This window comes from Pseudomonas sp. CFBP13528, from assembly GCF_005233615.1.
In the GTDB taxonomy this organism is placed as follows: domain Bacteria; phylum Pseudomonadota; class Gammaproteobacteria; order Pseudomonadales; family Pseudomonadaceae; genus Aquipseudomonas; species Aquipseudomonas fluorescens_AM.
Genome location: NZ_QGAJ01000001.1, coordinates 100,929 through 127,785, shown reverse-complemented (window position 1 = coordinate 127,785; position 26,857 = coordinate 100,929). Strand labels below are relative to the sequence as shown.

Here is a 26,857-nt window from a genome sequence, read left to right as displayed (position 1 = left end):
CCTTTATCTACGTCGTGTACAGGTATTCAAAAGTCTGTGGTCATGTGCCAATGAGGGGCTTGGATAAGTGCTTTAAGCCTGTGGATTAAACAGGTGGTTATCCACAGACCGGTTTTTACTCAGGTTTCAAGCGTGGTTATCAACCGGGCACAAGGGCGGTTATTCACAGGGCTTAATCCACAGAAAAGGCTGATTCAATATCGGCCAGCCCATGGATTCAGCGCAGATTCGAGGTCAAGACGGCTATTGTGGGAAGACACGAGGGCAGTTAATAATAGCGATTATCATTAACCTACCTCGTCGCGCCTATGTCCCCTTCTTCACACACGACAGCTGTGCAGCGCATCTATGAGCAACACCATTCGTGGTTGCACGGGTGGCTCAAAGGCAAATTGCATAACGCCTGCGATGCGGCCGATGTGGCCCACGATACGTTCGTGCGTATCCTGGGTGGACGCGACGCCGTGCAGATCCTCGAGCCACGGGATTATCTGGCGACCATTGCAAGGGGCCTGGTGATTGATCGCTATCGCCGGCACGCCATCGAGCAGGCTTATAAGCAAAGCTTGGCCGAGCGTCCCGAAGCCACCGCCATCAGTGAAGAAGACAAGGCAATCATTATCGAAACCCTGGTGGCTGTGGATAAAGCACTGTGCAGCTTGGGCGAGCGTGCCCGACGGATTTTCATGCTGTCGCAGATCGAGGGTCTGACTTATCAACAGATAGCCGATCAACTGCGCGTGTCATTGACCACAGTGAAGAAGCACATGGTCCGCGCGTTGACCGAGTGTTCGCTGATCATGGCCAGCCTCTAATGCCCGCCCCTGATCGCAAGACATTCGAGGCGGCCGCCAGTTGGTATGTGCAGTTCCAGGCGCAATCGCCGACGCCGGCCGATCGACTGGCCTGGCAACAATGGCTCAATGGCGACCCTTCCCATCAGGCGGCGTGGAACCAGTTGGAGCAATTGCAGCGCAGCCTCGGCGCCCTGCCCCAGGACTTCACACGCCGCGCATTGACCAGCACGCAGAAACGCCGCCAGGTGCTCAAGTGGATGCTGGTACTGGGCGGCAGCGGGTATCTGGGCTGGAATGTTCAACAATACACGTCCGTGGGTAACGTATGGGCCGACTACCGCACGCCTGTGGGTAAACATCGAAGGATCGAACTGGCCGACGGCACTCAGGTTGATCTCAACACCAGCACAGCTATTGATGTGATGTTCGACTCGCGCCAACGCTTGATTCGCCTGCGTGAAGGTGAAGTACTTATCCACAGTGGCAAACGTGGCGCCAACACGCCCTTGTATGTGGAGACTCGCCACGGTCGGGTTCAGGCACTGGGTACTCGGTTTACTGTTCGCCAATTGCCAGATTTCACCCGGGTCGGTGTGCTGGAAGATCGGGTCAATTTGTCACCAGGCGATCAACCCGACCACAACAAGACCCTCGGAGCTGGGGAAAGCGCTGATTTTGATCGACACACGATTAGCCTCACCCAGCGATATGGCGTGGCGCAAGCCGCCTGGGCGGACGGTCAATTGATCGTGCTCGATGCCAGACTCGGCGATGTCATCGATGAGTTGGCGCGCTATCGGCCGGGCGTGCTGCACTGTGACCCGGCTTCGGCTCGACTGCGCGTTTCCGGCGCGTTCCGTCTGGACTCGACCGACGCGGTACTGGCCAACCTGCAAGCGACCCTGCCGATCCAGGTGAAGTACTTCACGCGCTACTGGGTGTCGGTTAACCGAATCGGTTGATGAAAAAAATAACCTCAGGGGGGTTATCTTTTTTTTATCACGCACGGCCCTTCAGGTAATCACGACGCTACCCTCAGGGCTTACCCATCTATGCGCCTTTCCATCCAGCTACGTCAGCGACTCTCCTGCCATGCCATCACCTACGGCCTGATGCTTGCCAGCATGGGCGGTACCTTGTTATCCACAGGGGTCATGGCCGCCAGCACCACCCAGCACTACGTTATCGCAGCCGGTCCTCTGGACAGTGCCTTGAGCCAGTTTGCCGCCAGGGCCAATGTGATCCTGTCCTTCTCGCCACAACAGACTTCACGGCTGACCACCTCCGGACTCAATGGTGATTATTCGGTGGATCAAGGTTTCGCCCTGCTGCTGCAGAATTCCGGGTTGCAAGCCGTCGTCCAGGCCCCCGGCAGCTATGGATTGCAAGCAGTCCCTACGGGCCAGCTCACGCTTGCACCCACCACCGTCAGTGCTTATCAACCGGATGGCTTCAATCAGGACATAGCAGGGGATGTGGGCTACAAGGCGCAGAATAGCCGGGTCGGCACCAAAACCAGTACGCCTCTGTCGCAGACACCCCGTTCGGTATCGGTGGTGACCGGGCAACGTATCAAGGATCAGAAATCGCAGACACTGACCGAAGTGCTGGGGTACGTCCCCGGCATCTTCGCGCCGCCTTTTGCCGCGGGCGACGGGCTGGCGGGCGATCTATTCTTTATTCGAGGCTTCAACGCCACGGACTACGGTTACGGCCTGCTGAGAGATGGACTGCGTGTGCAAGGCAATCGTTACGACACCACCAGCGAGCCGTATGGCCTGGAGCGGGTCGAAGTGTTTCGCGGTCCTTCTTCACTGCTCTACGGTGAAAATGCCCCGGGCGGGTTGGTCAACCTGGTGAGCAAACATCCGACCGCCAACCCGCGAGGCGAGGTGCAATTGGGCTATGGCTCGAACAACCGGCGCCAGCTGGGTGTGGATATCTCCGGCCCGCTCAATGACAGCGAGAATATTCTCGGCCGCTTAGTGATGCTGGGCCGCAAATCCGACACCCAGACCGACCATGTCCCGGATGATCGTGTTTACATCGCCCCTTCCCTGACCCTGAATTTCGACGACTACAACACCCTGACCCTCTTGGCCAACTACCAGAAGGATCACACCAACCTGGAACTCGGCCTGCCAGCTGCAGGCACTTTGCTTACTAATCCCAACGGTAAACTGTCCAAGCACACCATGCTCGGCGACCCGGATTGGAATACCTTTGAGCGCGAAGCCTGGAGCACCGGTTACGAGTTCAGCCACAGCTTCAACGACGACTGGCAGTTCCGCCAGAATTCCCGGTACATGCAGTCACGCATCAACCGCCATGAAACCTGGCCGAGCGCACTGAATAATCGGGGCTTCGGTACTCAGCTGAACATGACCGCCTACGACCGCTACAACAAATCCATGGTTTATTCCCTGGATAACCAGCTCGAGGGCAAATTCGATATCGGCGCACTGGAAAACACCGTGTTGTTCGGCGCCAGTTATGACCGCACGTCGTTCAACCAGGATTGGGACGCCGGTTTCGCCGGTACCATCAATGTGTATAACCCGGTGTACCTGCGCGATCCGCTCACGCCGATCGCGGTGCAGAACACCTTGCTCGAACAGCAGATGAAAGGCGCATACGCCCAGATCCAGAGCAAGTATGACCACTGGCTGTTCCTGCTCGGGGGCCGGCAGGACTGGGTCGACAGCGATTTTCGCGACAAGGTCAACAAGGCCAGCAACACCGGCAGTCAAGACCGCAAGTTCACCTATCAAGGTGGCGTGATGTACCAGTTCGATAACGGCCTCACGCCGTATGTCAGCTATTCCACGGCATTCGTTCCGGTTCAGCAGATTTCCAACGCTGGCTCCCCGTTGAAACCCATCACCAGCAGCCAATATGAAGCGGGTGTGAAGTACGAGCCGAGCGGCTGGGACACGGCGATGACGCTGTCGGTGTATGACTTGCGCAAACAGGACGACACTTACCTGGATGCCACCACCAACAGCTATAGGCAGGTGGGTGAGAGCCGCGCCAAGGGCGTGGAAGTTGAAGTCAACAGCAACCTTACGCCCAACCTGAATGTGACGGCGGCCTATACCTACACTGACGCGCGGATTACCAAGGATTCCGCCACTTCCCTGGTTGAAGGACGCCAGATGACCGGTGTTCCTCGCAATCAGGCTTCGATATGGAGCAAATACCGCTTCCTGGAGGGTCAACTCAAGGGCCTGTCTGTGGGGGGAGGCGTGCGCTATTTCGACAGCACCTTTTCCTATACGGCGCCTACGCTGTACGGGAAGTTGGATGCAGGCAGTGTCACGTTGGTGGATGCCGTGGTGGGGTATCAGATCGACCCGCACTGGTCAGTGGATCTGAACGCCAAGAACCTGTTCGACAAGGAGTATGTGTCTGGTTGCAACGATGCGGGGCGCTGCTATTGGGGTGACAGCCGCACCCTGTTGGGCACGGTGTCCTACAACTGGTAAAACCTGGCTATTTGCCGATACAAAAGCTGGAAAAGATTCGGCCGAGCAGGTCATCCGAGCTGAATGCGCCGGTAATCTCACCTAACAGCTGCTGCGCCTGACGCAAATCCTCAGCCAGCAGCTCCCCGGCGCCCGCCAGGGTCAGCTGTGCCCGCCCGTGCTCCAACGCCGCGCTGGCATGGCGAAGCGCCTCCAGATGCCTGCGGCGTGCACTGAAGCTGCTTTCCGAGGTCTGCTCGTAGCCCATGCAGGCCTTGAGATGGTCACGTAGCAACTCCAGGCCCTCACCTGCCGATCTGGCACTCAGGCTGATAGTCACATGGCCATCCTCGCTGGTTTCCATCGCAATGGCTTCACCGGTCAGGTCGGCCTTGTTACGGATCAGGGTCACTTTGGCCGGGTCTGGCCGTTGCTCGAGGAATTCCGGCCACAACGCAAAAGGATCCACCGCCTCGGGGGCGGTGGCGTCCACCACCAACAAGACACGATCGGCTTCGCCGATGGCTTTGAGCGCGCGTTCTACGCCAATCTTCTCCACTTGGTCGTCGGTGTCGCGCAACCCTGCCGTATCGACCACGTGCAACGGCATGCCATCGATGTGGATATGTTCGCGCAGGATGTCGCGGGTGGTACCGGCAATTTCGGTAACGATGGCCGCTTCGCGCCCCGCCAATGCATTAAGCAGGCTGGACTTGCCGGCATTGGGTCGCCCCGCGATCACCACGGTCATGCCGTCACGCAGCAACGCACCCTGCCCGGCTTCGCGCAACACTGTGGATAACTCATCGCGGACCTTGTCCAGCATCGCGAGGACATGGCCATCAGCCAGGAAATCAATTTCCTCTTCTGGAAAATCAATGGCCGCCTCGACATAGATACGCAGGCTGATCAACTGCTCGGTCAAGTTATGCACACGCAGGGAAAACGCCCCCTGCAACGAACGCAATGCGTTACGTGCAGCTTGTGCAGAACTGGCCTCGATCAGGTCGGCAATGGCTTCGGCCTGGGCCAGGTCGAGTTTGTCGTTGAGGAATGCGCGCTCGCTGAACTCACCCGGACGGGCCAGGCGGCAGCCCAACTGCAGGCAACGCTGCAGCAACATGTCCAGGACAACCGGACCACCATGGCCCTGCAGTTCCAGTACATCTTCACCCGTGAAGGAGTTTGGTCCCGGAAAGTAAAGAGCCAAGCCTTCGTCCAGCACACTTTCGTCCGCATCCAGAAACGGGCCGTAATGGGCGAACCGCGGCTTCAACTCCCGTCCACTGATCGCCTTGGCGGCCGCGCCGGCGAGCGGCCCGGAAATTCGAACGATACCGACGCCGCCGCGACCTTGAGCGGTCGCGACAGCTGCGATGGTTTCACGGGGAGCGCTCATCAGCAGGTTCCAGAATTAAAGTGTCGGAAAGCAAAACGCCCCACGAGGGGGCGTCTTGAGTGGTTATCCACAGAGTAAATTACGCCTCGGCTTTTTTGGTAGCCGCTTCGATTTTACGTGTGATGTACCACTGTTGGGAGATCGACAACACGTTGTTGACTACCCAGTACAGTACCAGGCCCGCTGGGAACCACAGGAAGAAGAAGGTGAAGATGATTGGCATCATTTTCATTACCTTGGCCTGCATCGGGTCCGGCGGCGTCGGGTTCAGACGCTGCTGGATAAACATGGTTGCGCCCATGATGATCGGCAGGATAAAGAACGGGTCCTTGATCGACAGGTCGGTTATCCACAGCATGAACGGCGCCTGGCGCATTTCCACGCTTTCCAGGAGTACCCAGTAAAGCGACAGGAATACCGGCATCTGTACCAGAATCGGCAAGCATCCACCCAGCGGGTTGATCTTCTCTTTCTTGTACAGCTCCATCATGGCCTGCGACATTTTCTGCCGGTCGTCACCATGTTGTTCTTTCAGCGCAGCCAGTTTCGGCGCCACGGCACGCATGCGCGCCATCGACTTGTAGCTGGCGGCCGACAGCGGGAAGAAGATCCCCTTGATCAGCATGGTCAGGAAGATGATCGACCAGCCCCAGTTACCGACGATGCTGTGGATATGTTGCAGCAGCCAGAAAATCGGCTGGGCAATGAACCACAGGAAGCCGTAATCCACAGTCAGTTCCAGGCCTGGGGACAACTCTTTCAGTACCGCCTGGCTTTTCGGGCCGGCATACAGGGTAGCGCTGGTTTCTGCCTTGGCGCCTGGTGCGACGGTCAATGCCGGGCCAGTAAAACCAATGATGTAGTTGCCCTGGCTGTCCTTGCGGGTTTGAACCAGGTTGGCTTCACCCTTGTTCGGGATCCACGCAGTCACAAAGTAGTGCTGCAGCCACGCTACCCAGCCACCTTGAACGGTTTCTTTCAGCGCGCCCTTGTCGATATCTTTCATCGACACTTTTTTGTAGGGCTCGTTACTTGTCCACAGGGCGGCGCCCAGGTAAGTCGCGGTGCCGGTGGCGGTGCTGGAAGAAGGGTCGGAGCTGGCGTCACGCTTGAGCTGGGCAAACAGGTTGCCGCTCCAGGCTTTGTCACTGGTGTTGTCGATCAGGTACGTGACCTTCAAATCGTACAAACCACGCGTGAAGCTGAAACGCTTGATGTAATTGACGCCGTCGAGGCTGAATTTCAGGTCGACGTTCAACTGGTTCTGGCCATCAGCCAGTTGATAGCTCTTCTGCTCGGTCGAATAAATCGGACGACCGGTAGCACGCGCATCCGGACCATTGGTGCCGGTCAGGCCGCTTTGCGCCAGATAGGTGCGTTCACCGCCGTTATCGAACAGCTGGAACGGAACATCCGGGTGGTCTTGGCGACGTGGATAAAGCGGCAGCTTCAGCTGTGCGATATCACCGCCCTGCGGGTCGATCGCCAGGTCGAGCACATCCGTTTTAACGTGGATGAGGTCTTTGTTGGTGACCACTGGCGTTTCTAACGGGGCACTTGTCTCGCCATTCGCGCTGGGAACATCGGCACTCGCGGACGCATTGTTACCCAGCGGGGTGTCCGGGATAGCCGGCGCAGCCTGATTGGTAGCAACATTCTGAGTCGGCAGGGCAGCCTGACCATAATCCTGGTTCCATTTAAGGACCATGACATAGGACACGATTGCCAGGGCGACGATCAGGATTGTGCGTTTAATATCCATGATTACTCGGCCATCGAAGAAGAACGGGAGGTAGGGATAGGTGGAACCGGGTCATAACCACCGGGATTCCACGGATGACAGCGACCTAAACGACGAAAGGTCAGCCAGCCACCGCGCAGAAGACCATGATTTTCTATGGCCTCTAACGCGTAGCAGGAACAACTGGGGTAGAAACGACAGTGGCTGGCCATCAGAGGACTAATGGCATAGCGATAAAACTGGATCGGAACGATTGCCAGTTTACGCATCAAGGCTGTCTACCCCTACAGTTTCGGTGCTGACTGCTGGTGCTGGTTTGTGGGTACGCGCCAGACGTTTCCAGAGCTTGCCGAAATGCTGAATCAATTCGGGGTTTTCTACATCCCCCAAGCCTTTGCGCGCGACGATAACAATATCCCAACCAACCAGAGTGTCCTGGTGGAGGCGAAACGATTCGCGCATCAGACGCTTGAGGCGATTGCGCTCAACGGAGAGCTTTACGCTCTTCTTGCCGATCACCAACCCGAGACGGGGGTGATCAAGATCGTTGTTACGCGCAAGGAGCAGGAGATTTTTCCCCGGAACCTTGCCGGTGGGGGAGTCAAAGACTGCCTTGAAATGCCGGGGGGTTAGCAGACGCTTTTCCCGACTGAAGTCCTGACTCACCACCAGTACCGGATTATCAAACTGCCAGACGCGCACGACCTTTGGCGCGGCGACGCGACAGGACAGCACGGCCGTTCTTGGTAGCCATGCGAGCACGGAAGCCGTGAGTACGGGCGCGTTTGATGGTGCTTGGTTGGAAAGTACGTTTCATGGCGTTGTTACCTGGTTCGTCCACAACGGGCCGGAATGGCCCCCGTTTTAAGAGACCGGCGATTCTAGAGAAAGCAAGCCTCTAGGTCAATTTCCAACCAGCTTTTCCTTCAATTAGATATCTGGAGGCCACCTCCCCCTTTCCATCCGCCTGGCTTCCACGAGGAGTGACTAGATATAAAAATAAAGAAGGAAGTTATTTAAAGCTTTTCTGTAAAGCTTATAAAAGCTAGAGAGGCGTTCTTCTGTGGATAACTACCTTGAGGCCATATTCAACGTGGTGTACAGAGAATGACAACACAGGGGAGAAACGGTGCTCTGCCTGTGCTGCACTGTCGGATAAGCTGTGGGTGGAATGGGTTGTTATCCACAGGCCAGTTACCCACAGACTTTTGCCCCTACTTGTGCAACGGGCTCAGGTACGGTTATCCACAGAGCTTATTCACAGACCGCCGGTCGCCTTTATTCCCGTTAAGGCGTTGATTTTGGGTGCCCTGTGAGCAACCTTCATGTGGATAAGTGGACGGCTGGCCGCTACAATGGCGGCTGTTTTTGCCTCACCGGCTTTCAACTTAGGGGATATCCGTGTCAGTGGAACTTTGGCAGCAGTGCGTGGAGCTTTTGCGCGATGAACTGCCTGCCCAGCAATTCAACACCTGGATCCGTCCGCTACAGGTCGAAGCCGAAGGCGACGAGTTGCGTGTCTACGCGCCCAATCGTTTTGTTCTCGACTGGGTCAACGAGAAGTACCTGAGCCGCGTTCTCGAATTGCTCGACGAACATGGCAACGGCATCGCGCCCGTGCTTTCCTTATTAATAGGCAGCAAACGCAGCTCCGCACCTCGTGCTGCCCCGAATGCGCCATTGGCTGCGGCTGCATCGCAGTCCCAGGCGGCACCGGTAGCTGCAGCGCCTGCACCGGCGCCCGCCAAATCATCTACGCCTAAACATGCACCAGAGCACGAAGAGCCGTCCCGTGACAGCTTCGATCCCATGGCTGGAGCCAGCTCTCAACAAGCTCCCGTTCGTGCCGAGCAGCGCACGGTGCAGGTCGAGGGCGCGCTCAAGCACACCAGCTACCTGAACCGCACCTTTACCTTCGAGAATTTTGTCGAGGGCAAGTCCAACCAGTTGGCCCGTGCGGCCGCCTGGCAAGTGGCTGACAACCCGAAGCACGGTTACAACCCGCTCTTCCTTTATGGCGGTGTCGGCTTGGGTAAAACCCACTTGATGCACGCTGTGGGTAACCACCTGTTAAAGAAGAACCCGAATGCCAAGGTGGTCTACCTGCACTCGGAGCGCTTCGTGGCTGACATGGTCAAGGCTCTGCAACTCAACGCCATCAACGAGTTCAAGCGTTTTTATCGCTCCGTTGATGCATTGCTGATCGACGACATTCAATTCTTCGCGCGCAAGGAACGTTCCCAGGAAGAGTTCTTCCACACGTTCAACGCCCTGCTCGAAGGCGGACAGCAGGTCATTCTCACCAGTGACCGTTATCCGAAAGAAATCGAAGGCCTCGAGGAGCGCTTGAAGTCGCGCTTCGGTTGGGGGCTGACGGTTGCCGTAGAGCCGCCCGAGTTGGAAACACGCGTCGCGATCCTGATGAAAAAGGCCGACCAGGCCAAAGTCGACCTGCCCCACGACGCTGCGTTCTTTATCGCCCAACGCATTCGTTCCAACGTGCGTGAACTTGAAGGTGCGCTCAAGCGGGTCATTGCGCACTCTCACTTCATGGGGCGCGACATCACCATCGAGCTGATTCGCGAATCCCTGAAAGACTTGCTGGCGCTGCAGGACAAACTGGTGAGTGTGGATAACATCCAGCGCACCGTTGCCGAGTACTACAAGATCAAGATTTCCGACCTGCTGTCCAAGCGCCGTTCGCGCTCGGTAGCACGCCCGCGCCAGGTGGCCATGGCCCTCTCCAAAGAGTTGACCAACCACAGCCTGCCGGAAATCGGTGATGTGTTTGGTGGTCGCGACCACACCACGGTTTTGCACGCGTGTCGCAAGATCAACGAACTTAAGGAATCCGACGCGGATATTCGCGAGGACTACAAGAACCTGCTGCGTACACTGACTACATGATGACACCAGCGCAGCTTATTAAGGCAAGGGACTAGACCATGCATTTCACCATTCAACGCGAAGCCCTGTTGAAACCCCTGCAACTGGTCGCAGGCGTCGTCGAGCGCCGACAGACCTTGCCGGTGCTTTCCAACGTATTACTGGTGGTCGAAGGCCAACAGTTGTCCCTGACCGGTACCGACCTGGAAGTCGAACTGGTTGGCCGCGTGCAGCTCGAAGAGCCCGCCGAACCTGGCGAGATTACCGTGCCGGCACGCAAGCTGATGGATATCTGCAAGAGCCTGCCGAACGACGCGCTGATCGACATCAAGGTTGATGAATCGAAACTGGTTGTCAAAGCCGGGCGCAGCCGTTTCACCCTCTCCACGTTACCGGCCAACGATTTCCCGACTGTGGAAGAAGGTCCAGGTTCGCTGACCTGCAGCCTGGAGCAGAGCAAACTGCGTCGGTTGATCGAGCGCACCAGTTTCGCCATGGCCCAGCAGGACGTGCGCTATTACCTTAATGGCATGCTGCTGGAAGTGTCCGAAGGGATCATTCGTGCGGTCGCCACTGACGGTCACCGCTTGGCGATGTGTTCGATGCGCGCGGATATCGGCCAGCCGGATCGTCACCAGGTCATCGTGCCGCGTAAAGGTATCCTCGAGTTGGCGCGTTTGCTGACTGAGCCGGATGGCAACGTCAGCATCGTTCTGGGTCAGCACCACATCCGCGCGACGACCGGCGAATTCACCTTTACCTCCAAGTTGGTCGACGGCAAGTTCCCCGACTACGAGCGGGTGCTGCCTAAAGGCGGTGACAAGCTGGTACTCGGCGATCGCCAGGCCCTGCGTGAAGCGTTCAGCCGTACCGCCATTCTCTCCAACGAGAAGTATCGGGGTATTCGTCTGCAACTGGCTAATGGTCAGCTGAAGATCCAGGCGAACAACCCGGAACAGGAAGAGGCGGAAGAAGAAGTGGGCGTCGACTACAACGGCGGCAACCTGGAGATCGGCTTTAACGTGAGCTATCTGCTGGACGTGCTGGGGGTGATGACCACCGAACAGGTTCGCTTGATTCTGTCGGACTCCAACAGCAGCGCGCTGGTACAAGAATCCGATAACGACGACTCGGCTTATGTTGTTATGCCGATGCGTCTGTAATCATGCTCAGCAGAAGATAGATGTCCCTCAGTCGCGTCTCTGTCACCGCGGTGCGCAATCTGCACCCGGTGACCTTCTCCCCTTCCCCTCGCATCAACATTCTTCATGGCGCCAATGGCAGTGGCAAAACCAGCGTGCTGGAAGCTATCCACTTGCTGGGGCTCGCCCGTTCCTTCCGCAGTGCCCGCCTGTTACCGGTGATTCAGTACGAGCAACTGGCGTGCACGGTATTTGGCCAAGTTGAATTGGCCGAAGGTGGACACAGCGCCCTTGGGATATCCCGTGATCGCAGCGGGGAGTTTCAGATTCGCATCGATGGGCAAAATGCGCGCAGTGCTGCGCAGTTGGCGGAAATCCTGCCGTTGCAGTTGATCAACCCCGACAGCTTCCGCTTGTTGGAAGGTGCACCAAAAATCCGCAGGCAATTCCTCGATTGGGGCGTGTTCCACGTGGAACCAAGGTTCATGGCCACGTGGCAGCGCCTGCAGAAGGCCCTGCGGCAGCGGAACTCGTGGCTGCGGCATGGTACACTTGACGCCGCTTCACAAGCGGCCTGGGACCGGGAACTCTGCCTGGCCAGCGACGAAATAGATGAATACCGCCGTGCCTATATCAAAGCCTTGAAACCAGTCTTTGAGCAGACCTTGAGCGAGCTGTTGGACCTCGAGGGGCTGACGCTGAGTTATTACCGTGGTTGGGACAAGGAGCGCGAGCTGAGTGCAGTGCTTGCGACCTCCCTGCAGCGTGACCAGCAGATTGGCCACACCCAGGCCGGCCCCCAACGCGCTGATTTGCGCCTTAGGTTAGGCGCTCACAATGCTGCGGATATTCTGTCCCGCGGCCAGCAGAAGTTGGTGGTGTGTGCATTGCGTATCGCGCAGGGGCACCTGGTCAGCCAGGCCCGACGCGGTCAGTGTATTTATCTGGTGGATGACTTGCCGTCCGAACTCGACGAGCAGCACCGCCGCGCGTTATGCCGCTTATTGGAAGACTTACGCTGCCAAGTGTTTATCACCTGTGTAGACCACGAATTATTGAGGGAAGGCTGGCAGACGGAAACGCCAGTCGCTTTGTTCCACGTGGAACAAGGCCGTATCACCCAGACCCACGACCATCGGGAGTGAAGGCATGAGCGAAGAAAACACGTACGACTCGACCAGCATTAAAGTGCTGAAAGGTTTGGATGCCGTACGCAAACGTCCCGGTATGTACATTGGCGACACCGATGATGGTAGCGGTCTGCACCACATGGTGTTCGAGGTGGTCGATAACTCCATCGACGAAGCTCTGGCCGGTCACTGCGACGACATCAGCATCATCATCCATCCGGACGAATCCATTACCGTGCGCGACAACGGCCGCGGTATTCCGGTAGATGTGCATAAAGAAGAAGGCGTCTCGGCGGCTGAGGTCATCATGACCGTGCTCCACGCCGGCGGTAAGTTCGACGACAACTCTTACAAAGTATCCGGTGGCTTGCACGGTGTAGGTGTATCGGTAGTGAACGCGCTGTCCGAAGAGCTGGTACTCACCGTACGCCGAAGCGGCAAGATCTGGGAACAGACTTACGTTCACGGTGTGCCACAGGAACCGATGAAAATCGTGGGTGACAGTGAAACCACCGGCACCCAGATCCACTTCAAGCCTTCGGCTGAAACCTTCAAGAACATCCACTTCAGCTGGGACATCCTGGCCAAGCGGATTCGCGAGCTGTCGTTCCTCAACTCCGGTGTCGGCATCATCCTCAAGGATGAGCGCAGCGCCAAGGAAGAGTTGTTCAAGTACGAAGGCGGCTTGCGTGCGTTCGTTGAATACTTGAACACCAACAAGACTGCGGTCAATCAGGTGTTCCACTTCAACATCCAGCGTGAAGACGGCATCGGCGTTGAAATCGCCCTGCAGTGGAACGACAGCTTTAACGAGAACCTGTTGTGCTTCACCAACAACATTCCGCAGCGCGATGGCGGTACTCACCTGGTGGGTTTCCGTTCCGCGCTCACGCGTAACCTCAATACCTACATCGAAGCGGAAGGCTTGGCGAAGAAGCACAAAGTCGCCACCACCGGTGATGATGCCCGTGAAGGCCTGACTGCGATCATCTCGGTAAAAGTGCCGGATCCGAAGTTCAGCTCCCAGACCAAAGACAAGCTGGTGTCTTCCGAAGTGAAGACCGCTGTGGAACAGGAGATGGGCAAGTACTTCTCCGACTTCCTGCTGGAGAACCCGAACGAAGCCAAGCTGGTTGTCGGCAAGATGATCGACGCCGCACGTGCCCGTGAAGCGGCACGTAAAGCGCGTGAAATGACCCGTCGCAAAGGCGCGCTGGACATCGCCGGTCTGCCGGGCAAGTTGGCTGACTGCCAGGAGAAGGACCCTGCCCTCTCCGAACTGTACCTGGTGGAAGGTGACTCTGCTGGCGGTTCCGCCAAGCAGGGTCGTAACCGTCGCACCCAGGCCATCCTGCCGTTGAAGGGCAAGATCCTCAACGTCGAGAAAGCGCGCTTCGACAAGATGATTTCCTCCCAGGAAGTCGGCACCTTGATCACGGCACTGGGCTGCGGCATTGGCCGTGACGAGTACAACATCGACAAGCTGCGCTACCACAACATCATCATCATGACCGATGCTGACGTCGACGGTTCGCACATCCGTACCCTGCTGCTGACCTTCTTCTTCCGTCAGTTGCCTGAACTGATTGAGCGCGGCTACATCTACATTGCCCAGCCGCCTTTGTACAAAGTGAAAAAGGGCAAGCAAGAGCAATACATCAAAGACGACGACGCCATGGAAGAGTACATGACGCAGTCGGCCCTGGAAGATGCCAGCCTGCACTTGAACGACGAAGCCCCAGGTATCTCCGGGGAGTCGCTGGAGCGCCTGGTTAATGACTTCCGCATGGTGATGAAGACGCTCAAGCGCTTGTCGCGCCTGTACCCTCAGGAGCTGACCGAGCACTTCATCTACCTGCCGGCCATCACCCTGGAACAGCTGGGCGATCATGCGCACATGCAGGATTGGCTGGCCCAGTACGAAGTGCGTCTGCGCACGGTAGAGAAGTCTGGCCTGGTGTATAAAGCCAGCCTGCGCGAAGACCGTGAACGTAACGTATGGCTGCCAGAGATCGAATTGATCTCCCACGGTTTGTCGAACTACGTAACCTTCAACCGCGACTTCTTCGGTAGCAATGACTATAAGACGGTCGTCACCCTCGGCGCGCAGTTGAGCACCCTGTTGGACGACGGCGCTTACATTCAGCGTGGCGAACGCAAGAAGCAGGTCAAGGAGTTCAAGGAAGCCCTGGACTGGTTGATGGCTGAAAGCACCAAGCGTCACACCATCCAGCGGTACAAAGGTCTGGGCGAAATGAACCCGGATCAGTTGTGGGAAACCACCATGGACCCGGCTCAGCGTCGTATGCTGCGCGTGACCATCGAAGACGCCATTGGCGCAGACCAGATCTTCAACACCCTGATGGGTGATGCGGTCGAGCCTCGTCGTGACTTCATCGAGAGCAATGCCCTGGCGGTTTCCAACCTGGATTTCTGATCCGGTAGCCGGCAAAAACAAAAAAGGCCAACGCTAAGCGTTGGCCTTTTTTGTGGGCGTTTGGTCAGCGCGGAAAAATGCTCCACGTGGAACATCGCACTTTTCACTGTTCAGCCGCTGTTGCCACACTCTCCAATCGATACCCGTACCCATAAATAGTCAGCAGTTGCCAGCCGCGGTCGGCCGTCAATCCGAGTTTATTGCGCAGACGGTAGATATGCGTATCCAACGGCCGAGACGAAACCATTTCTTCGTGGGTCCAGAATCGCTCATACAAATACTCGCGAGAAAGCGGCCGCGCCAGGTTGGCAAACAGGCAACTGGCCAAGCGGTATTCCCGTTCGGTGAGGTTGATTGGTTTTCCGGCTCGCGTGACGGTCAGCTCGGCATCATCGAATGTCAGATCATTGAAGCTTTGCAGTTCATTACTGGCGGACTTATGCAGCCCGTGCCGACGCAGGACGGCGGTCACGCGTGCCTTGAGTTCGTTAGGCCGAAAGGGTTTGCCGACGTAGTCATCCGCCCCGCTGTTGAGCGCTGTGACGATATCGCTCTCAGCATCGCGGCTGGTAAGCATGATGACGGCGGGCGGTGACTCCATGTGCTCGCGAGTCCAGCGCAACAACGCAATTCCGCTGATATCAGGCAGTTGCCAGTCAAGTATCAACAGGTCAAAGGTTTCACGGCGCAGTTGGCGCAGCAGGTCTTCACCGCGTTCAAAGCAATGCAGGGACCAGGGCTGTTCCAATGTGCTGGGAATCTGTCGCAGTGTCTGTTCTACCCGTCTCAATTCGGCGGGCTCGTCGTCCAGTATCGCGACACGCATGAGTGGGTCCTTCCTGCAAAAAATACGGCAGCTTAATCAGAGGCAACGTGTGCGGATACTCGCCTCTGAATCTGAATAATTATGGTCGGATAAACCGAATCTCGAATCTCTCGTTACGCTGGTATTGAAGCGCGGTAGCCCATCGAAAGTCTTCGGTACGCAAGGGGAAAGATACCGGCTCCTGGCTATGAGGAAAAGGATCGATGTACGGTATGGTGATTGCCTGATACTCCAAGAAGACCGGAATAAGCTTCACTGGTATCAGTACCTCTGATGCGTTTCAGCGTGACCACCTGGAGGGAGACCGGGGCTTATGACACTTTCATCTGACGGTTATCGATGCCTTGTCGGGTCTGCGGCGGTGACCCTGTGAAACTGTGGGGCAAGGCTGAAAAACGCCAGCCCACCCGGGCGCAGTTGCTGTTTCACGGGTTGGTACGAGAGTGGCTGTTGATCGGCTTGGTCTTATTGCCCTTCACGGCTTACTTATCCTTGAGTCCGGGCCTGGCCCTTAATAACCCGCTCTATGACAGCCTGCGCCAGTTGGCACCGCTGCCGGTAGACCCGCGCATTGTGTTGGTAACCATTGACGCGTCAAGTCTGGAAGAACTTGGCCCATGGCCCTGGCCGCGCAGTGTGCATGCGGACCTGATCGAACGCCTCAGTGCCGCCAAGCCGGCAGGTATTCTATTCGATGTCATCTTCAGTGAACCCGGCGAAGGCACGGGTGACCGACGATTGGCCGACGCCGTATGCAAGGCAGGCAATGTATTGCTGCCCATCGTGACGGACAGCAGCGCACGGTCCAGGCAGACGGGAGAGTCCTTGTCGCCCTTGCTCAAGTGCGCCAGGGGTATCGGGCATATCAATGTCGAATCGGATCATGATGGTGTCGTGCGCAGCGTGTATCTACGTGAAGGCCCCCCGGGCAGCGCACTCCCGCAGTTGGCCTGGCTGGCGTTCACGTTGAACGGGCAAACATCAGGGATGCCGGGCATGCCTCAAGAGCCGGGTAGTCAGCAGTGGCATCAGGAACATCAGATCCGCGTCCCTTTCACCTCTTCACACGACCCTTTCCCAAGTGTTTCTTACGCCAGCGTGCTACGTGGAGAGGTATCTCCAGAGTGGCTGCGCGGTCGACTGATTCTGGTCGGTGCCACGGCCTATGGGATGGGCGAGAGTTTCGTTACGCCGCTCTCCTCTATCGGCTCGACAGCGGGTGTGGAGATTCAGGCCAATGTGCTCAATGGCTTACTGCAAGGGCGCAGTATTGTCGATCTGCCAGGTTGGCTTGCGGCGCTGATGGCGACGTCCTTGGTAGCACTGCTGCTGGGCCTGCTGTTGTATCGCCCACGATATGCGCTGTGGATGACCCTGAGCGGCATGGCCGCGTCGATACTGGGTGCGTGGGCGCTGCTGAGCCTAGGCCACTGGTGGTCACCTGCGGCTTGTCTGATTGGTTTGCTGCTCAGCTACCTGATCTGGAACTGGCGACGCCTGAGTGTGATTCTCGCCTACTTCGGCTGGGAACTTGCTCGCCTGGATAACGAACCCAAAGTCTTGCCGGAGCGGCGCCGTGCGCCGGCCAGCAAGGGCGATGTGCTGCAAGGGCGGATCTTCGCCCTCGAGCAGGCGGTCAGTCGTACGCGCGATACTCGGCGTTTCATGGCGGATGGCCTGGAATGCCTGCCGGTCGCGACCCTGATCACCGATCCCCGGGGCAGCGTCCTGTTGGCCAATCGCATTGCTCGTGAGGTATTCGGCAACGACCTGGTTCAAGAAAACCTCCTCGAACAGCTCGCCGACCTGGGTTATCCGCCGCTGCATAACGGTGTGCGCCCTGCCCTGTCCGAATTGGCGTTGGTCGAGTTCCGTGATATCCACCAACGCAGCTTGCGCATGGAGCTTGCACCCCTGCTGCCGGCCGAAGGTGACATCGCCCTGGGTTGGCTGCTGAGCCTCACGGATCTAAGCAAGGAACGCGAAGCCCAACAGCATCGCGAAACCATGCTGCGCTTCCTGTCCCATGACCTGCGTGCGCCACATTCGGCAATCCTCGCCCTATTGGATCTGCATGAAAGTGAATCGCCCGTGTTTGGCCAGATCGAACAACAGGTGCGCCGAGCGCTGAGCCTCACCGAGTCCTTTGTGCAACTGGCGAAAGCGGAGGCGGACGGTTACCACTTCCAGCCCACCCTGTTTGCCATGCTGGTGATGGATGCTTTCGATCAAGTGGCAGTTATCGCGCAACTCAAAGGCATTCGTTTGGTTCACGATCTGGATGAAGCGGACGAAGGCATGGTGTCGGCAGACCAGTCGCTGCTCACTCGCGCGCTGTTCAACATCCTGGAGAACGCCATCAAGTATTCATCCTCGGGGACTACTGTCAGATTGAGGCACAGCACGGTAGAGGGTTGGTTGGAATGTCGTATCAGTGACCAGGGGCCGGGAATTGCTGCGGCGGACCTGCCGGAACTGTTCAGCCAGTATCGGCGTTTTGATTCTGCGCAGGGCAGCGAGGGTTTGGGATTGGGACTGACGATGGTCAAAGCCGTCATAGAGCGTCACAAGGGCTACATTGGGTGCGAGAGTGTTGTAGGAAAAGGTACTACCTTCACCTTGAAACTGCCGTTGTTGGAAGAACCCTTCGGGAACTGAAGTGCAGATTTCTCCACTTATGAAGTCTGCCAACCTGGAGTTTTTCCATGAAAGAAATAAACACGCAATTTAACTTCCCAACGCTTGGCCCTTCAATCAACAGCGATCCTCAAGCGGCATCGAAAACAACGATAAAAAACGTAGACGAAGCTCGCGGATACGTAGCAGCGTTAGGACTTCGCTACCAGGATCAGTTCTCCGCTGCATCAACTGGCCTTGCGGAAAAAATGAGCAATGGGCAACTTGATGAAGACAGTTATCTGCTGCTGACGAGCGCTATGGTTGACGCCAGCCGGGTGGCGCTGGCGAGGTAGACGGCAGTCAGTACGCGCCGACGCCGCACGCAAAAAAAATGCCCCACATCAGTGATGCGGGGCATTTTTTTATAGGTGTAGCGCCATTCTGAGAAAGGTGCCTGTAACGGGCAACGCTGCGACAGAAAAACTTATGCACTTTTTACGTGATTTTATGAGCTTGGGAAATATGCAATGAAATCAGCTTGTTGTGACGATAAAAGCGCCATTCGAGAGAAAATCATACACAGGTTATCCACAGATCATCAGATCACGGGTGTATCAATCACCACCGGCTCCGGCGGCAATGAACCCATCGCCCGTTGCTGCGCTTCATTCCATGCTGCGGCGCGGTCGTTCAAGGCGGCAATAGCGCGTGGGCCTTCGCCCTCTGCATACATGGGCTCGCCGATCACCACGGTAATGGTGCCTGCGCGTTTGGCCCAACCGGTCTTTGGCCAGAACTTCCCAGCGTTATGTGCGATCGGCAACACCGGCAGGTTGGCGTTGACCGCCAATGCAGTGCCGCCTCGCGAGAACTTGCCTACGGTGCCATAAGGCACACGCGTACCTTCGGGAAAGATCAGCACCCAAACACCATCCTTGAGCAGCTCGTCGCCTTTCTTGGCAACATGCTTGAGCGCGGCCTTGGGATTGTCACGGTCGATCGCAATCGGACGCAGCATCGCCATGGCCCAACCAAAGAACGGCACGTACAGCAGTTCACGCTTGAGCACCTGGCTCAGGGGCGAGAAGTACGCCGAGAGGAAGAACGTTTCCCAGGTGCTCTGGTGGTTCGACAGAATCACGCAGGGCTGCTCCGGGACGTTTTCCGCGCCTTTGATCTCGAAGCGAATGCCCAGGAAGACCTTGGACAGCCACAGCGCACAGCGGCACCAATACACATTGATAAAGCGATAGCGCGCCTTGAACGGCAGGAACGGTGCAATAAAAAAGCTCAGGGTGCACCAGATAAACGAACTGGTGCCCAGTAGCAGGTAAAAGAAAAAGGTTCTGATGGCCTGCAAGATCGACATGGCGGCATTTACCGTTGCGGGACACGGCCCGCCTGTTAAAAGCGCACTCCCGAACAATCCCTGGTCAGGAAGTCGAGGGCGGCTAGTTGTTGATAAGTTCTGCGGCAACCGCCGCCAGATCGTCAAAAATCAAAGTGCCTACCGGCAGGTTTTTCGCCTGGGTCTTTTCGCCTTTCCCGGTTTTTACCAAAACTGGCTGAGAGTCGACGGCTTTGGCCGCCTCCAGGTCACCGAGACTGTCCCCGACGAACCATATCCCAGCCAAGGGCACCTTGTAATGTTCTGCAATAGTTTTCAGCATGCCAGGTTTGGGTTTGCGGCAAGCGCAGCCCTCATCCGGGCCGTGGGGGCAGTAAACCACCAGCCCCACCTCACCGCCCTGCTCGGCCACCAGCCTGCGCAAGCGCGCGTGCATGGCGTCCAGGGTGGCAATGTCGTAATAACCGCGGGCGATGCCGGACTGGTTAGTGGCAATGGCCACTGTCCAGCCGGCTTTGCTCAACTGCGCGATGGCCTCGATCGAACCGGGCAGTGGAATCCATTCCGCCACCGACTTGATGTAAGCGTCGGAGTCGTAATTGATCACCCCGTCCCGATCGAGAATCAGCAGTTTCAACATGATCAGCCCAGTACGGAAATGTCAGCGATATTGATGAACAGGCCACGCAGACGCGCGAGCATGGCGTAGCGGTTTTTCCGCACGCCGGCATCGTCGGCATTGATCATCACCGCTTCAAAGAACGCATCCACCGGCTCACGCAACGACGCCAGGCGCGCCAGCGCTTCAGCGTAGTTACGCTCGGCGATCAGCGGCTTCACGGCATTCTCGGCCTTGACGATGGCCGAGTTCAGCGAGAACTCCTTGGCATCGGCAAACAGGCTTGGGTCCACTTCGGCAGTGCCCAGGTTGTCGGCCTTGCTCAGCAGGTTCGATACGCGTTTGTTCACGGCGGCCAGGGCATCGGCTTCCGGCAACTTGCGGAACGCCTGTACGGCCTGTACGCGTTGATCGAAGTCCAGCGCCGAACCCGGCTGCAGGGCACGCACCGACAGGTAGACAGAAACGTCCACGCCTTCATCTTCGTAACGCGCACGCAGGCGGTCGAACACGAACTCCAGCACTTGCTCGGCCAGGCCCGCTTGCTTGACCTTGGCACCGAACTGGCCGACGGCAAATACCACGGCCTGGGTCAGGTCGAGGTCCAGCTTCTTGTCGATCAGAATACGCAGCACGCCCAGGGCCGCACGGCGCAGCGCATATGGGTCTTTGCTGCCGGTGGGCAACATGCCGATACCGAAGATACCCACCAGCGTGTCCAGCTTGTCGGCGATGGCAACGGCCGCACCGGTCAGGGTGCTCGGCAGCTCGGCACCGGCGCCACGTGGCATGTACTGCTCGTTCAGTGCCAGGGCCACATCGTCCGGTTCGCCGTCGTTGAGGGCGTAGTAGTAACCGGCCACGCCTTGCATCTCAGGGAATTCACCGACCATCTCGGTGGCCAGGTCGCACTTGGACAGCAGGCCTGCGCGGGCGGCCCAGGCGGCATCGCCACCAATGCGCGGCGCGATGTAGGCCGCCAGCTTGGAAACGCGGACGGCTTTGTCGTAGACGCTGCCGAGTTTTTCCTGGAACACCACGTTTTGCAGACGCAGGTTGAAGTCTTCGAGCTTCTGCTTCTTGTCCTGCTTGAAGAAGAACTCGGCGTCGGTCAGGCGTGGGCGCACGACTTTCTCGTTACCGGCGATGATCTGTTGCGGGTCCGTGCTTTCGATGTTGGCCACGGTGATGAAACGCGGCAACAACTTACCGTCCACGTCCAGCAGGCAGAAGTACTTCTGGTTGTCCTGCATGGTGGTGATCAGCGCTTCTTGCGGTACGTCGAGGAAGCGCTCTTCGAACGAGCACACCAGCGGCACCGGCCATTCAACCAGGGCGGTCACTTCGTCGAGCAGGCTTGGCGGCACGATGGCGGTGCCTTCCTGCAGGCGGGCCAGCTCTTCGGTGCGCTTGCTGATCAACTCGCGACGCTCATTGGCATCGGCCAGCACGTAGGCGGCGCGCAGGTCATTGAGGTAGTTGGCCGGCGAGGTGATGCGCACGCTCTCCGGGTGGTGGAAGCGGTGGCCACGGGAATCACGGCCTGCCCTCTGGGCGAGGATGGTGCAATCGATGACCTGGTCACCGAGCAGCATCACCAGCCATTGGGTTGGGCGTACGAATTCTTCCTTGCGCGCACCCCAGCGCATGCGCTTGGGGATCGGCAGGTCGTTCAGGGAGTCTTCCACGATGGTCGGCAACAGGCTGGCCGTCGGCTTGCCGGTGATGACCTGGCTGAAGCGCAGTTTCGGCCCGCTCTGGTCAATCTCGCTCAGCTCGACGCCGCACTTCTTGGCGAAGCCCAGTGCCGCCTGAGTCGGGTTGCCTTCGGCGTCAAATGCGGCCTGACGCGGCGGACCGTCGAGGTTGATGTTGCGGTCCGGCTGCTGGGTTTCCAGCGCGGTCAGCAACACCGCCAGGCGACGTGGCGCGGCGTAGACTTTCTTCGCGGCGAACTTCAGCCCGGCGCCGTGCAGGCCTTTTTCGATACCGGCCAGGAAGGCATCGGCCAGGGTGTTGAGTGCCTTGGGTGGCAGCTCTTCGGTGCCCAGTTCAACCAGGAAATCTTGAGCACTCATTGTGCAGCCTCCAGCTTAGCCAACACTTCATCACGCAAATCGGGGGGTGCCATCGGGAAGCCCAGCTTGGCGCGCGCCAGCAGGTAGGCTTGGGCGACGGAACGCGCCAGGGTACGTACACGCAGGATGTATTGCTGGCGCGCGGTCACCGAGATGGCACGGCGCGCGTCCAGCAGGTTGAAGGTATGGGAGGCCTTCAACACCATTTCATAGCTCGGCAACGGCAGCGGCTGATCGAGCTCGATCAGGCGCTTGGCTTCGCTTTCATAGAAATCGAACAGTTCGAACAGCTTGTCGACGTTGGCGTGTTCGAAGTTGTAGGTGGACTGCTCCACTTCGTTCTGGTGGAACACGTCGCCGTAGGTGACTTTGCCGAACGGGCCGTCAGCCCACACCAGGTCATAGACCGAGTCCACGCCCTGCAGGTACATGGCCAGGCGCTCGAGACCGTAGGTGATTTCGCCGGTCACCGGGTAGCACTCGATGCCGCCCGCTTGCTGGAAGTAAGTGAACTGGGTCACTTCCATGCCATTGAGCCAGACTTCCCAGCCCAGGCCCCAGGCGCCCAGGGTCGGCGATTCCCAGTTGTCCTCGACGAAACGGATGTCGTGGACCAGTGGGTCCAGGCCGACATGTTTCAGCGAGCCCAGGTACAGTTCCTGGAAGTTGTCCGGATTGGGCTTCAACACCACCTGGAACTGGTAGTAGTGCTGCAGACGGTTCGGGTTTTCGCCGTAGCGGCCGTCAGTCGGGCGACGACTGGGCTGCACATAAGCGGCGTTCCAGGTTTCCGGGCCGATGGCCCGCAGGAAGGTAGCGGTGTGGAAAGTGCCGGCGCCTACTTCCATATCGTAGGGCTGAAGTACCACACAACCTTGCTCGGCCCAGTATTGCTGGAGGGCGAGGATCAAGTCTTGGAAGGTACGCACGGCTGGCGTAGGCTGGCTCACGAAATTCACCTGTTACTTGGGCTGCGATTTAAAGAGCGGGAGTATACCCGATTCGGCCCCGCCACCACTCCCTGGAGCCTTATGCCACGCTGCTTTTGGTGTTCTGAAGATCCGCTGTACATGGCTTATCACGATCAAGAGTGGGGAACGCCGCTGCGCGATGCGCAGGGACTGTTCGAGTTGCTTTTGCTCGAAGGGTTCCAGGCGGGCTTGTCCTGGATCACCGTTTTACGCAAACGCGAGCATTACCGGAAGGTGCTGTTCGGCTTCGATGCGCAGCGTCTGGCCAGGCTGACCGACGCTGAAATCGAAGCGCTGATGCAGGACCCGGGCATCGTGCGCAATCGCCTGAAGCTCAACGCCACACGCCGCAACGCCGCGGCCTGGCTGGCGCTGGAAGACCCGGTGGGGTTGCTCTGGTCGTTTGTCGGCGGCAAGCCCAAGGTCAATCACTTCAAGGATCGCAGCGACGTCCCGGCGATTACGCCCGAAGCCGAAGCCATGAGCAAAGCCTTGAAAAAGGCCGGCTTTACGTTTGTCGGGCCGACCATCTGCTACGCGTTCATGCAGGCCTCGGGCATGGTCATGGACCACACCCAGGACTGCGACCGTTACGCGGACCTGGTCAACGCCGGTTAGAATGCGCGCTTTGCGTACCACACACGATCAGGAGTGACCTGTGGAAAAGTTTAAAGGCGCCTTGCTGGTAGGCGCTCTTCGGTTGTTTGCCCTGCTGCCCTGGCGCGCCGTTCAGGCCGTCGGCACGGGCATCGGCTGGATCATGTGGAAAACCCCCAACCGCTCCCGCGACACGGTGCGGATCAACCTGTCCAAATGCTTCCCGGACATGGACCCGGTCGAACGCGAGCGCCTGGTGGGCCGCAGCCTGATGGACATCGGCAAGTCCCTGACCGAAAGCGCTTGCGCCTGGATCTGGCCGGCCCAGCGTTCCATCGACCTGGTGCGCGAAGTCGAAGGCCTGGAAGTGCTCCACGAGGCCCTGGCCTCGGGCAAAGGAGTGGTGGGTATCACCAGCCACCTGGGCAACTGGGAAGTGCTGAATCATTTTTATTGCAGCCAGTGCAAACCGATCATTTTCTATCGCCCACCCAAGCTCAAGGCCGTTGACGAATTGTTGCGCAAGCAACGCGTGCAACTGGGCAACCGCGTGGCCGCCTCCACCAAGGAAGGCATCCTCAGTGTGATCAAGGAAGTGCGTAAAGGCGGCCAGGTAGGTATCCCTGCCGACCCCGAGCCGGCTGAATCCGCTGGCATCTTCGTACCGTTCTTCGCGACCCAGGCGCTGACCAGCAAGTTCGTGCCGAACATGCTCGCGGGTCACAAGGCGGTGGGCGTGTTCCTGCATGCCCTGCGCTTGCCGGACGGCTCGGGTTACAAGGTGATCCTGGAAGCGGCCCCGGAAGACATGTACAGCACTGATACCGCCACGTCCTGCGCGGCGATGAGCAAGGTGGTGGAGCGTTATGTCGGCGCCTACCCGAGCCAGTACATGTGGAGCATGAAACGCTTCAAGAAACGCCCGCCGGGTGAGGCGCGGTGGTACTGATTGACACCTGACTCAAGATCACCACAAAAAACAATGTGGGAGGGGGCTTGCCCCCGATAGCGGTGGTTCAGTCAACTATGTATTGGCTGACACACTGCTATCGGGGGCAAGCCCCCTCCCACATTTGGTTCTGCTCAGGTCTGGCGGTCGAGTTTCTTCAGGAATACCGTCATCTCTTTTTCGGCCTGTTTGTCGCCATGGGCCTGGGCCGCCTCGATGCCTCTCTCCCACGCGTATCGTGCGCCAGCGTTATCATCCTGCCCCAACTGCGCCTTGCCCAACAACTTCCAGGCCGCCGAATACTTAGGGTCGAACTCGACACATTTCTGTAGGTGCTGCGCCGCCTTGGCGTTGTCCTTCAGGTCCAGATAACCCTTGCCCAGCCCAAACCGCAGCAGCGAATTATCCACGCCCTTGGCGAGCATTTTTTCCAGGGATTCGAGCATGTCGGTCACTCCGTTTGATCAGAAAAAGCTCAAGCCCACGTGGAACAGCTTCTCCACGTCGCGGATATGTTTCTTGTCCACCAGGAACAAGATCACATGGTCACCGGTGGCGATGACCGTATCGTCGTGGGCGATGATCACTTCTTCATCGCGAATGATCGCGCCAATGGTGGTGCCCGGCGGCAAGCCGATATCGCGGATGGCCCTGCCGATGACCTTGCTCGATTTGGAGTCGCCATGGGCAATCGCCTCGATAGCCTCCGCCGCGCCACGGCGCAGGGAGTGCACGCTGACGATGTCGCCACGGCGCACGTGAGCGAGCAACGTGCCGATGGTTGCCAATTGCGGACTGATGGCGATGTCGATATCGCCGCCCTGGATCAGGTCGACATAGGCCGGGTTGTTGATGATGGTCATCACCTTCTTCGCCCCCAGCCGCTTGGCCAGCAGCGAGGACATGATATTGGCCTCGTCGTCGTTGGTCAGCGCCAGGAAGATATCGGCATCGGCGATGTTTTCTTCCATCAGCAGGTCGCGGTCCGAGGCACTGCCCTGCAGCACCACGGTGCTGTCGAGCGTGTCGGACAAGTGCCGGCAGCGCGTGGGGCTCATCTCGATGATCTTCACCTGGTAGCGACTTTCGATGGCCTCCGCCAAGCGCTCACCGATCTGCCCGCCGCCGGCGATGACGATGCGTTTATAGGTCTCGTCGAGCCGGCGCATTTCGCTCATTACCGCACGAATATTCGCCTTGGCCGCGATGAAAAACACTTCGTCATCGGCTTCGATCACGGTGTCGCCCTGGGGCAGGATGGGCCGGTCACGCCGGAAAATCGCGGCGACGCGGGTTTCCACATTCGGCATGTGTTCGCGCAATTGACGCAATTGCTGACCCACCAGCGGCCCGCCGTAGTAGGCCTTTACCGCGACCAGTTGCGCCTTGCCCTCGGCGAAGTCGATCACCTGCAAGGCACCCGGAATTTCAATCAGGCGCTTGATGTAGTGCGTGACCACCTGTTCCGGACTGATCAGCACGTCCACCGGAATGGCATCGTTATCGAACAGGCCGGCGCGGGTCAGGTAGGCGGCTTCGCGCACACGGGCGATCTTGGTCGGGGTGTGGAACAGCGTGTGGGCGACCTGGCAGGCGACCATGTTGGTCTCGTCGCTGTTGGTGACCGCGACGAGCATGTCGGCATCGTCGGCACCGGCTTGGCGCAGCACAGTCGGGAACGACGCACGGCCCTGCACCGTGCGGATGTCCAGGCGGTCGCCCAGATTGCGCAGGCGCTCTGCGTCAGTATCGACCACGGTGATGTCGTTGGCTTCGCTGGCCAAATGTTCAGCCAGCGTGCCACCGACCTGCCCTGCCCCGAGGATGATGATTTTCATCCGGTCACTCCCTTAA

At 58.2% G+C, this 26,857-nt stretch carries 23 protein-coding genes; 11 read left to right on the top strand and 12 right to left on the bottom strand.

Going from position 1 to position 26,857, the window contains the following annotated elements; all coding sequences use genetic code 11:
- The first annotated feature begins 308 nt into the window (after positions 1 to 308).
- From PspCFBP13528_RS00615 to PspCFBP13528_RS00605, 3 genes are all read left to right on the top strand, one after another.
- A complete protein-coding gene (locus PspCFBP13528_RS00615) occupies positions 309 to 815 on the top strand; it encodes a sigma-70 family RNA polymerase sigma factor (RefSeq protein WP_137199471.1) in 507 nt (168 codons plus the stop codon).
- The gene (locus PspCFBP13528_RS00610; RefSeq protein WP_137199470.1) at positions 815 to 1,759 is read left to right on the top strand and encodes a FecR domain-containing protein; all 945 of its coding nucleotides are present in this window, start codon (positions 815 to 817) and stop codon (positions 1,757 to 1,759) included. The genes PspCFBP13528_RS00615 and PspCFBP13528_RS00610 overlap by 1 nt, the downstream gene beginning before the upstream one ends.
- A 90-nt stretch (positions 1,760 to 1,849) precedes the next feature.
- Positions 1,850 to 4,282 (top strand): TonB-dependent siderophore receptor, encoded by a 2,433-nt coding sequence (locus tag PspCFBP13528_RS00605; protein WP_137199469.1) that lies wholly within the window; start codon positions 1,850 to 1,852, stop codon positions 4,280 to 4,282.
- Between the two features lie 7 nt (positions 4,283 to 4,289).
- Here PspCFBP13528_RS00605 and mnmE read toward each other — a convergent pair whose 3' ends face one another.
- The 5 genes from mnmE to rpmH all read right to left on the bottom strand — a co-directional run bounded on the left by mnmE (position 4,290) and on the right by rpmH (position 8,218).
- The gene (gene mnmE / locus PspCFBP13528_RS00600) at positions 4,290 to 5,660 is read right to left on the bottom strand and encodes a tRNA uridine-5-carboxymethylaminomethyl(34) synthesis GTPase MnmE (RefSeq protein ID WP_101218805.1); all 1,371 of its coding nucleotides are present in this window, start codon (positions 5,658 to 5,660) and stop codon (positions 4,290 to 4,292) included.
- 79 nt (positions 5,661 to 5,739) lie between these two features.
- Positions 5,740 to 7,422 (bottom strand): membrane protein insertase YidC, encoded by a 1,683-nt coding sequence (gene yidC / locus PspCFBP13528_RS00595; protein ID WP_065894368.1) that lies wholly within the window; start codon positions 7,420 to 7,422, stop codon positions 5,740 to 5,742.
- Between the two features lie 2 nt (positions 7,423 to 7,424).
- A complete protein-coding gene (yidD, locus tag PspCFBP13528_RS00590) occupies positions 7,425 to 7,670 on the bottom strand; it encodes a membrane protein insertion efficiency factor YidD (protein ID WP_019816912.1) in 246 nt (81 codons plus the stop codon).
- A complete protein-coding gene (gene rnpA, locus PspCFBP13528_RS00585; protein WP_003177079.1) occupies positions 7,663 to 8,067 on the bottom strand; it encodes a ribonuclease P protein component in 405 nt (134 codons plus the stop codon). The genes yidD and rnpA overlap by 8 nt, the downstream gene beginning before the upstream one ends.
- 16 nt (positions 8,068 to 8,083) lie before the next feature.
- Positions 8,084 to 8,218 carry a 50S ribosomal protein L34 gene (rpmH, locus tag PspCFBP13528_RS00580; protein ID WP_003213577.1) on the bottom strand — a complete coding sequence of 45 codons (135 nt, stop codon included), beginning with the start codon at positions 8,216 to 8,218 and terminating at the stop codon, positions 8,084 to 8,086.
- A gap of 584 nt (positions 8,219 to 8,802) precedes the next feature.
- On the opposite strand from rpmH, the gene dnaA reads away from it, so the two are divergent.
- Genes dnaA through gyrB form a run of 4 tightly spaced genes read left to right on the top strand, consistent with a single transcriptional unit; the run spans position 8,803 to position 14,996 of the window.
- On the top strand, positions 8,803 to 10,308 hold the full coding sequence (gene dnaA, locus PspCFBP13528_RS00575) for a chromosomal replication initiator protein DnaA (RefSeq protein WP_137199468.1): 1,506 nt from the start codon (positions 8,803 to 8,805) through the stop codon (positions 10,306 to 10,308).
- A gap of 38 nt (positions 10,309 to 10,346) precedes the next feature.
- Positions 10,347 to 11,450: a DNA polymerase III subunit beta gene (gene dnaN / locus PspCFBP13528_RS00570; protein WP_065886702.1), complete on the top strand. Its 1,104-nt coding sequence runs from the start codon at positions 10,347 to 10,349 to the stop codon at positions 11,448 to 11,450.
- A 20-nt stretch (positions 11,451 to 11,470) separates the two neighbouring features.
- Positions 11,471 to 12,574, top strand: a complete 1,104-nt coding sequence (recF, locus tag PspCFBP13528_RS00565; protein WP_057725758.1) for a DNA replication/repair protein RecF — start codon at positions 11,471 to 11,473, stop codon at positions 12,572 to 12,574.
- Positions 12,575 to 12,578: 4 nt separating this feature from the next.
- A complete protein-coding gene (gene gyrB / locus PspCFBP13528_RS00560; RefSeq protein ID WP_065886704.1) occupies positions 12,579 to 14,996 on the top strand; it encodes a DNA topoisomerase (ATP-hydrolyzing) subunit B in 2,418 nt (805 codons plus the stop codon).
- A 103-nt stretch (positions 14,997 to 15,099) separates the two neighbouring features.
- Here the strand turns inward: gyrB and PspCFBP13528_RS00555 are convergent, their stop codons facing one another.
- Entirely contained in the window at positions 15,100 to 15,822 is a 723-nt protein-coding gene (locus PspCFBP13528_RS00555; RefSeq protein ID WP_137199467.1) for a response regulator transcription factor, read from the bottom strand.
- A gap of 369 nt (positions 15,823 to 16,191) precedes the next feature.
- Between PspCFBP13528_RS00555 and PspCFBP13528_RS00550 the strand changes: the two genes are divergently transcribed.
- Complete coding sequence (locus PspCFBP13528_RS00550; protein ID WP_137199466.1) at positions 16,192 to 18,480, top strand: CHASE2 domain-containing protein; 2,289 nt, start codon at positions 16,192 to 16,194, stop codon at positions 18,478 to 18,480.
- 47 nt (positions 18,481 to 18,527) lie between these two features.
- A complete protein-coding gene (locus PspCFBP13528_RS00545; RefSeq protein WP_065953342.1) occupies positions 18,528 to 18,794 on the top strand; it encodes a hypothetical protein in 267 nt (88 codons plus the stop codon).
- A gap of 245 nt (positions 18,795 to 19,039) precedes the next feature.
- Here the strand turns inward: PspCFBP13528_RS00545 and PspCFBP13528_RS00540 are convergent, their stop codons facing one another.
- From PspCFBP13528_RS00540 to glyQ, 4 genes are all read right to left on the bottom strand, one after another.
- Positions 19,040 to 19,810 (bottom strand): lysophospholipid acyltransferase family protein, encoded by a 771-nt coding sequence (locus PspCFBP13528_RS00540; RefSeq protein ID WP_137199465.1) that lies wholly within the window; start codon positions 19,808 to 19,810, stop codon positions 19,040 to 19,042.
- Positions 19,811 to 19,892: 82 nt separating this feature from the next.
- On the bottom strand, positions 19,893 to 20,432 hold the full coding sequence (gene gmhB / locus PspCFBP13528_RS00535; protein WP_170827553.1) for a D-glycero-beta-D-manno-heptose 1,7-bisphosphate 7-phosphatase: 540 nt from the start codon (positions 20,430 to 20,432) through the stop codon (positions 19,893 to 19,895).
- On the bottom strand, positions 20,432 to 22,486 hold the full coding sequence (gene glyS, locus PspCFBP13528_RS00530) for a glycine--tRNA ligase subunit beta (protein WP_065953344.1): 2,055 nt from the start codon (positions 22,484 to 22,486) through the stop codon (positions 20,432 to 20,434). Before glyS ends, gmhB begins: the two co-directional genes overlap by 1 nt.
- The gene (gene glyQ / locus PspCFBP13528_RS00525) at positions 22,483 to 23,436 is read right to left on the bottom strand and encodes a glycine--tRNA ligase subunit alpha (RefSeq protein ID WP_065953345.1); all 954 of its coding nucleotides are present in this window, start codon (positions 23,434 to 23,436) and stop codon (positions 22,483 to 22,485) included. Before glyQ ends, glyS begins: the two co-directional genes overlap by 4 nt.
- An 81-nt stretch (positions 23,437 to 23,517) precedes the next feature.
- Here glyQ and tag point away from each other — a divergent pair, with 81 nt between their 5' ends.
- Entirely contained in the window at positions 23,518 to 24,075 is a 558-nt protein-coding gene (tag, locus tag PspCFBP13528_RS00520) for a DNA-3-methyladenine glycosylase I (protein WP_065953346.1), read from the top strand.
- A gap of 40 nt (positions 24,076 to 24,115) precedes the next feature.
- Entirely contained in the window at positions 24,116 to 25,003 is an 888-nt protein-coding gene (locus tag PspCFBP13528_RS00515) for a lysophospholipid acyltransferase (RefSeq protein WP_065953347.1), read from the top strand.
- Positions 25,004 to 25,137: 134 nt separating this feature from the next.
- Here the strand turns inward: PspCFBP13528_RS00515 and PspCFBP13528_RS00510 are convergent, their stop codons facing one another.
- A complete protein-coding gene (locus PspCFBP13528_RS00510) occupies positions 25,138 to 25,449 on the bottom strand; it encodes a hypothetical protein (RefSeq protein WP_065953348.1) in 312 nt (103 codons plus the stop codon).
- An 18-nt stretch (positions 25,450 to 25,467) separates the two neighbouring features.
- Entirely contained in the window at positions 25,468 to 26,841 is a 1,374-nt protein-coding gene (gene trkA, locus PspCFBP13528_RS00505) for a Trk system potassium transporter TrkA (RefSeq protein WP_065953349.1), read from the bottom strand.
- Positions 26,842 to 26,857: the final 16 nt, after the last annotated feature.

Bases quoted from the DNA above. Each gene is read 5' to 3' on its own strand.
- glyS (WP_065953344.1), bottom strand. From the start codon at position 22,486: ATGAGTGCTCAAGATTTCCTGGTTGAACTGGGCACCGAAGAGCTGCCA.
- trkA (WP_065953349.1), bottom strand. From the start codon at position 26,841: ATGAAAATCATCATCCTCGGGGCAGGGCAGGTCGGTGGCACGCTGGCT.
- mnmE (WP_101218805.1), bottom strand. From the start codon at position 5,660: ATGAGCGCTCCCCGTGAAACCATCGCAGCTGTCGCGACCGCTCAAGGT.
- PspCFBP13528_RS00545 (WP_065953342.1), top strand. From the start codon at position 18,528: ATGAAAGAAATAAACACGCAATTTAACTTCCCAACGCTTGGCCCTTCA.
- recF (WP_057725758.1), top strand. From the start codon at position 11,471: ATGTCCCTCAGTCGCGTCTCTGTCACCGCGGTGCGCAATCTGCACCCG.
- PspCFBP13528_RS00610 (WP_137199470.1), top strand. From the start codon at position 815: ATGCCCGCCCCTGATCGCAAGACATTCGAGGCGGCCGCCAGTTGGTAT.
- tag (WP_065953346.1), top strand. From the start codon at position 23,518: ATGCCACGCTGCTTTTGGTGTTCTGAAGATCCGCTGTACATGGCTTAT.
- yidD (WP_019816912.1), bottom strand. From the start codon at position 7,670: ATGCGTAAACTGGCAATCGTTCCGATCCAGTTTTATCGCTATGCCATT.
- PspCFBP13528_RS00615 (WP_137199471.1), top strand. From the start codon at position 309: ATGTCCCCTTCTTCACACACGACAGCTGTGCAGCGCATCTATGAGCAA.
- gyrB (WP_065886704.1), top strand. From the start codon at position 12,579: ATGAGCGAAGAAAACACGTACGACTCGACCAGCATTAAAGTGCTGAAA.
- dnaN (WP_065886702.1), top strand. From the start codon at position 10,347: ATGCATTTCACCATTCAACGCGAAGCCCTGTTGAAACCCCTGCAACTG.
- yidC (WP_065894368.1), bottom strand. From the start codon at position 7,422: ATGGATATTAAACGCACAATCCTGATCGTCGCCCTGGCAATCGTGTCC.
- PspCFBP13528_RS00555 (WP_137199467.1), bottom strand. From the start codon at position 15,822: ATGCGTGTCGCGATACTGGACGACGAGCCCGCCGAATTGAGACGGGTA.
- PspCFBP13528_RS00540 (WP_137199465.1), bottom strand. From the start codon at position 19,810: ATGTCGATCTTGCAGGCCATCAGAACCTTTTTCTTTTACCTGCTACTG.
- PspCFBP13528_RS00510 (WP_065953348.1), bottom strand. From the start codon at position 25,449: ATGCTCGAATCCCTGGAAAAAATGCTCGCCAAGGGCGTGGATAATTCG.
- rpmH (WP_003213577.1), bottom strand. From the start codon at position 8,218: ATGAAACGTACTTTCCAACCAAGCACCATCAAACGCGCCCGTACTCAC.
- PspCFBP13528_RS00605 (WP_137199469.1), top strand. From the start codon at position 1,850: ATGCGCCTTTCCATCCAGCTACGTCAGCGACTCTCCTGCCATGCCATC.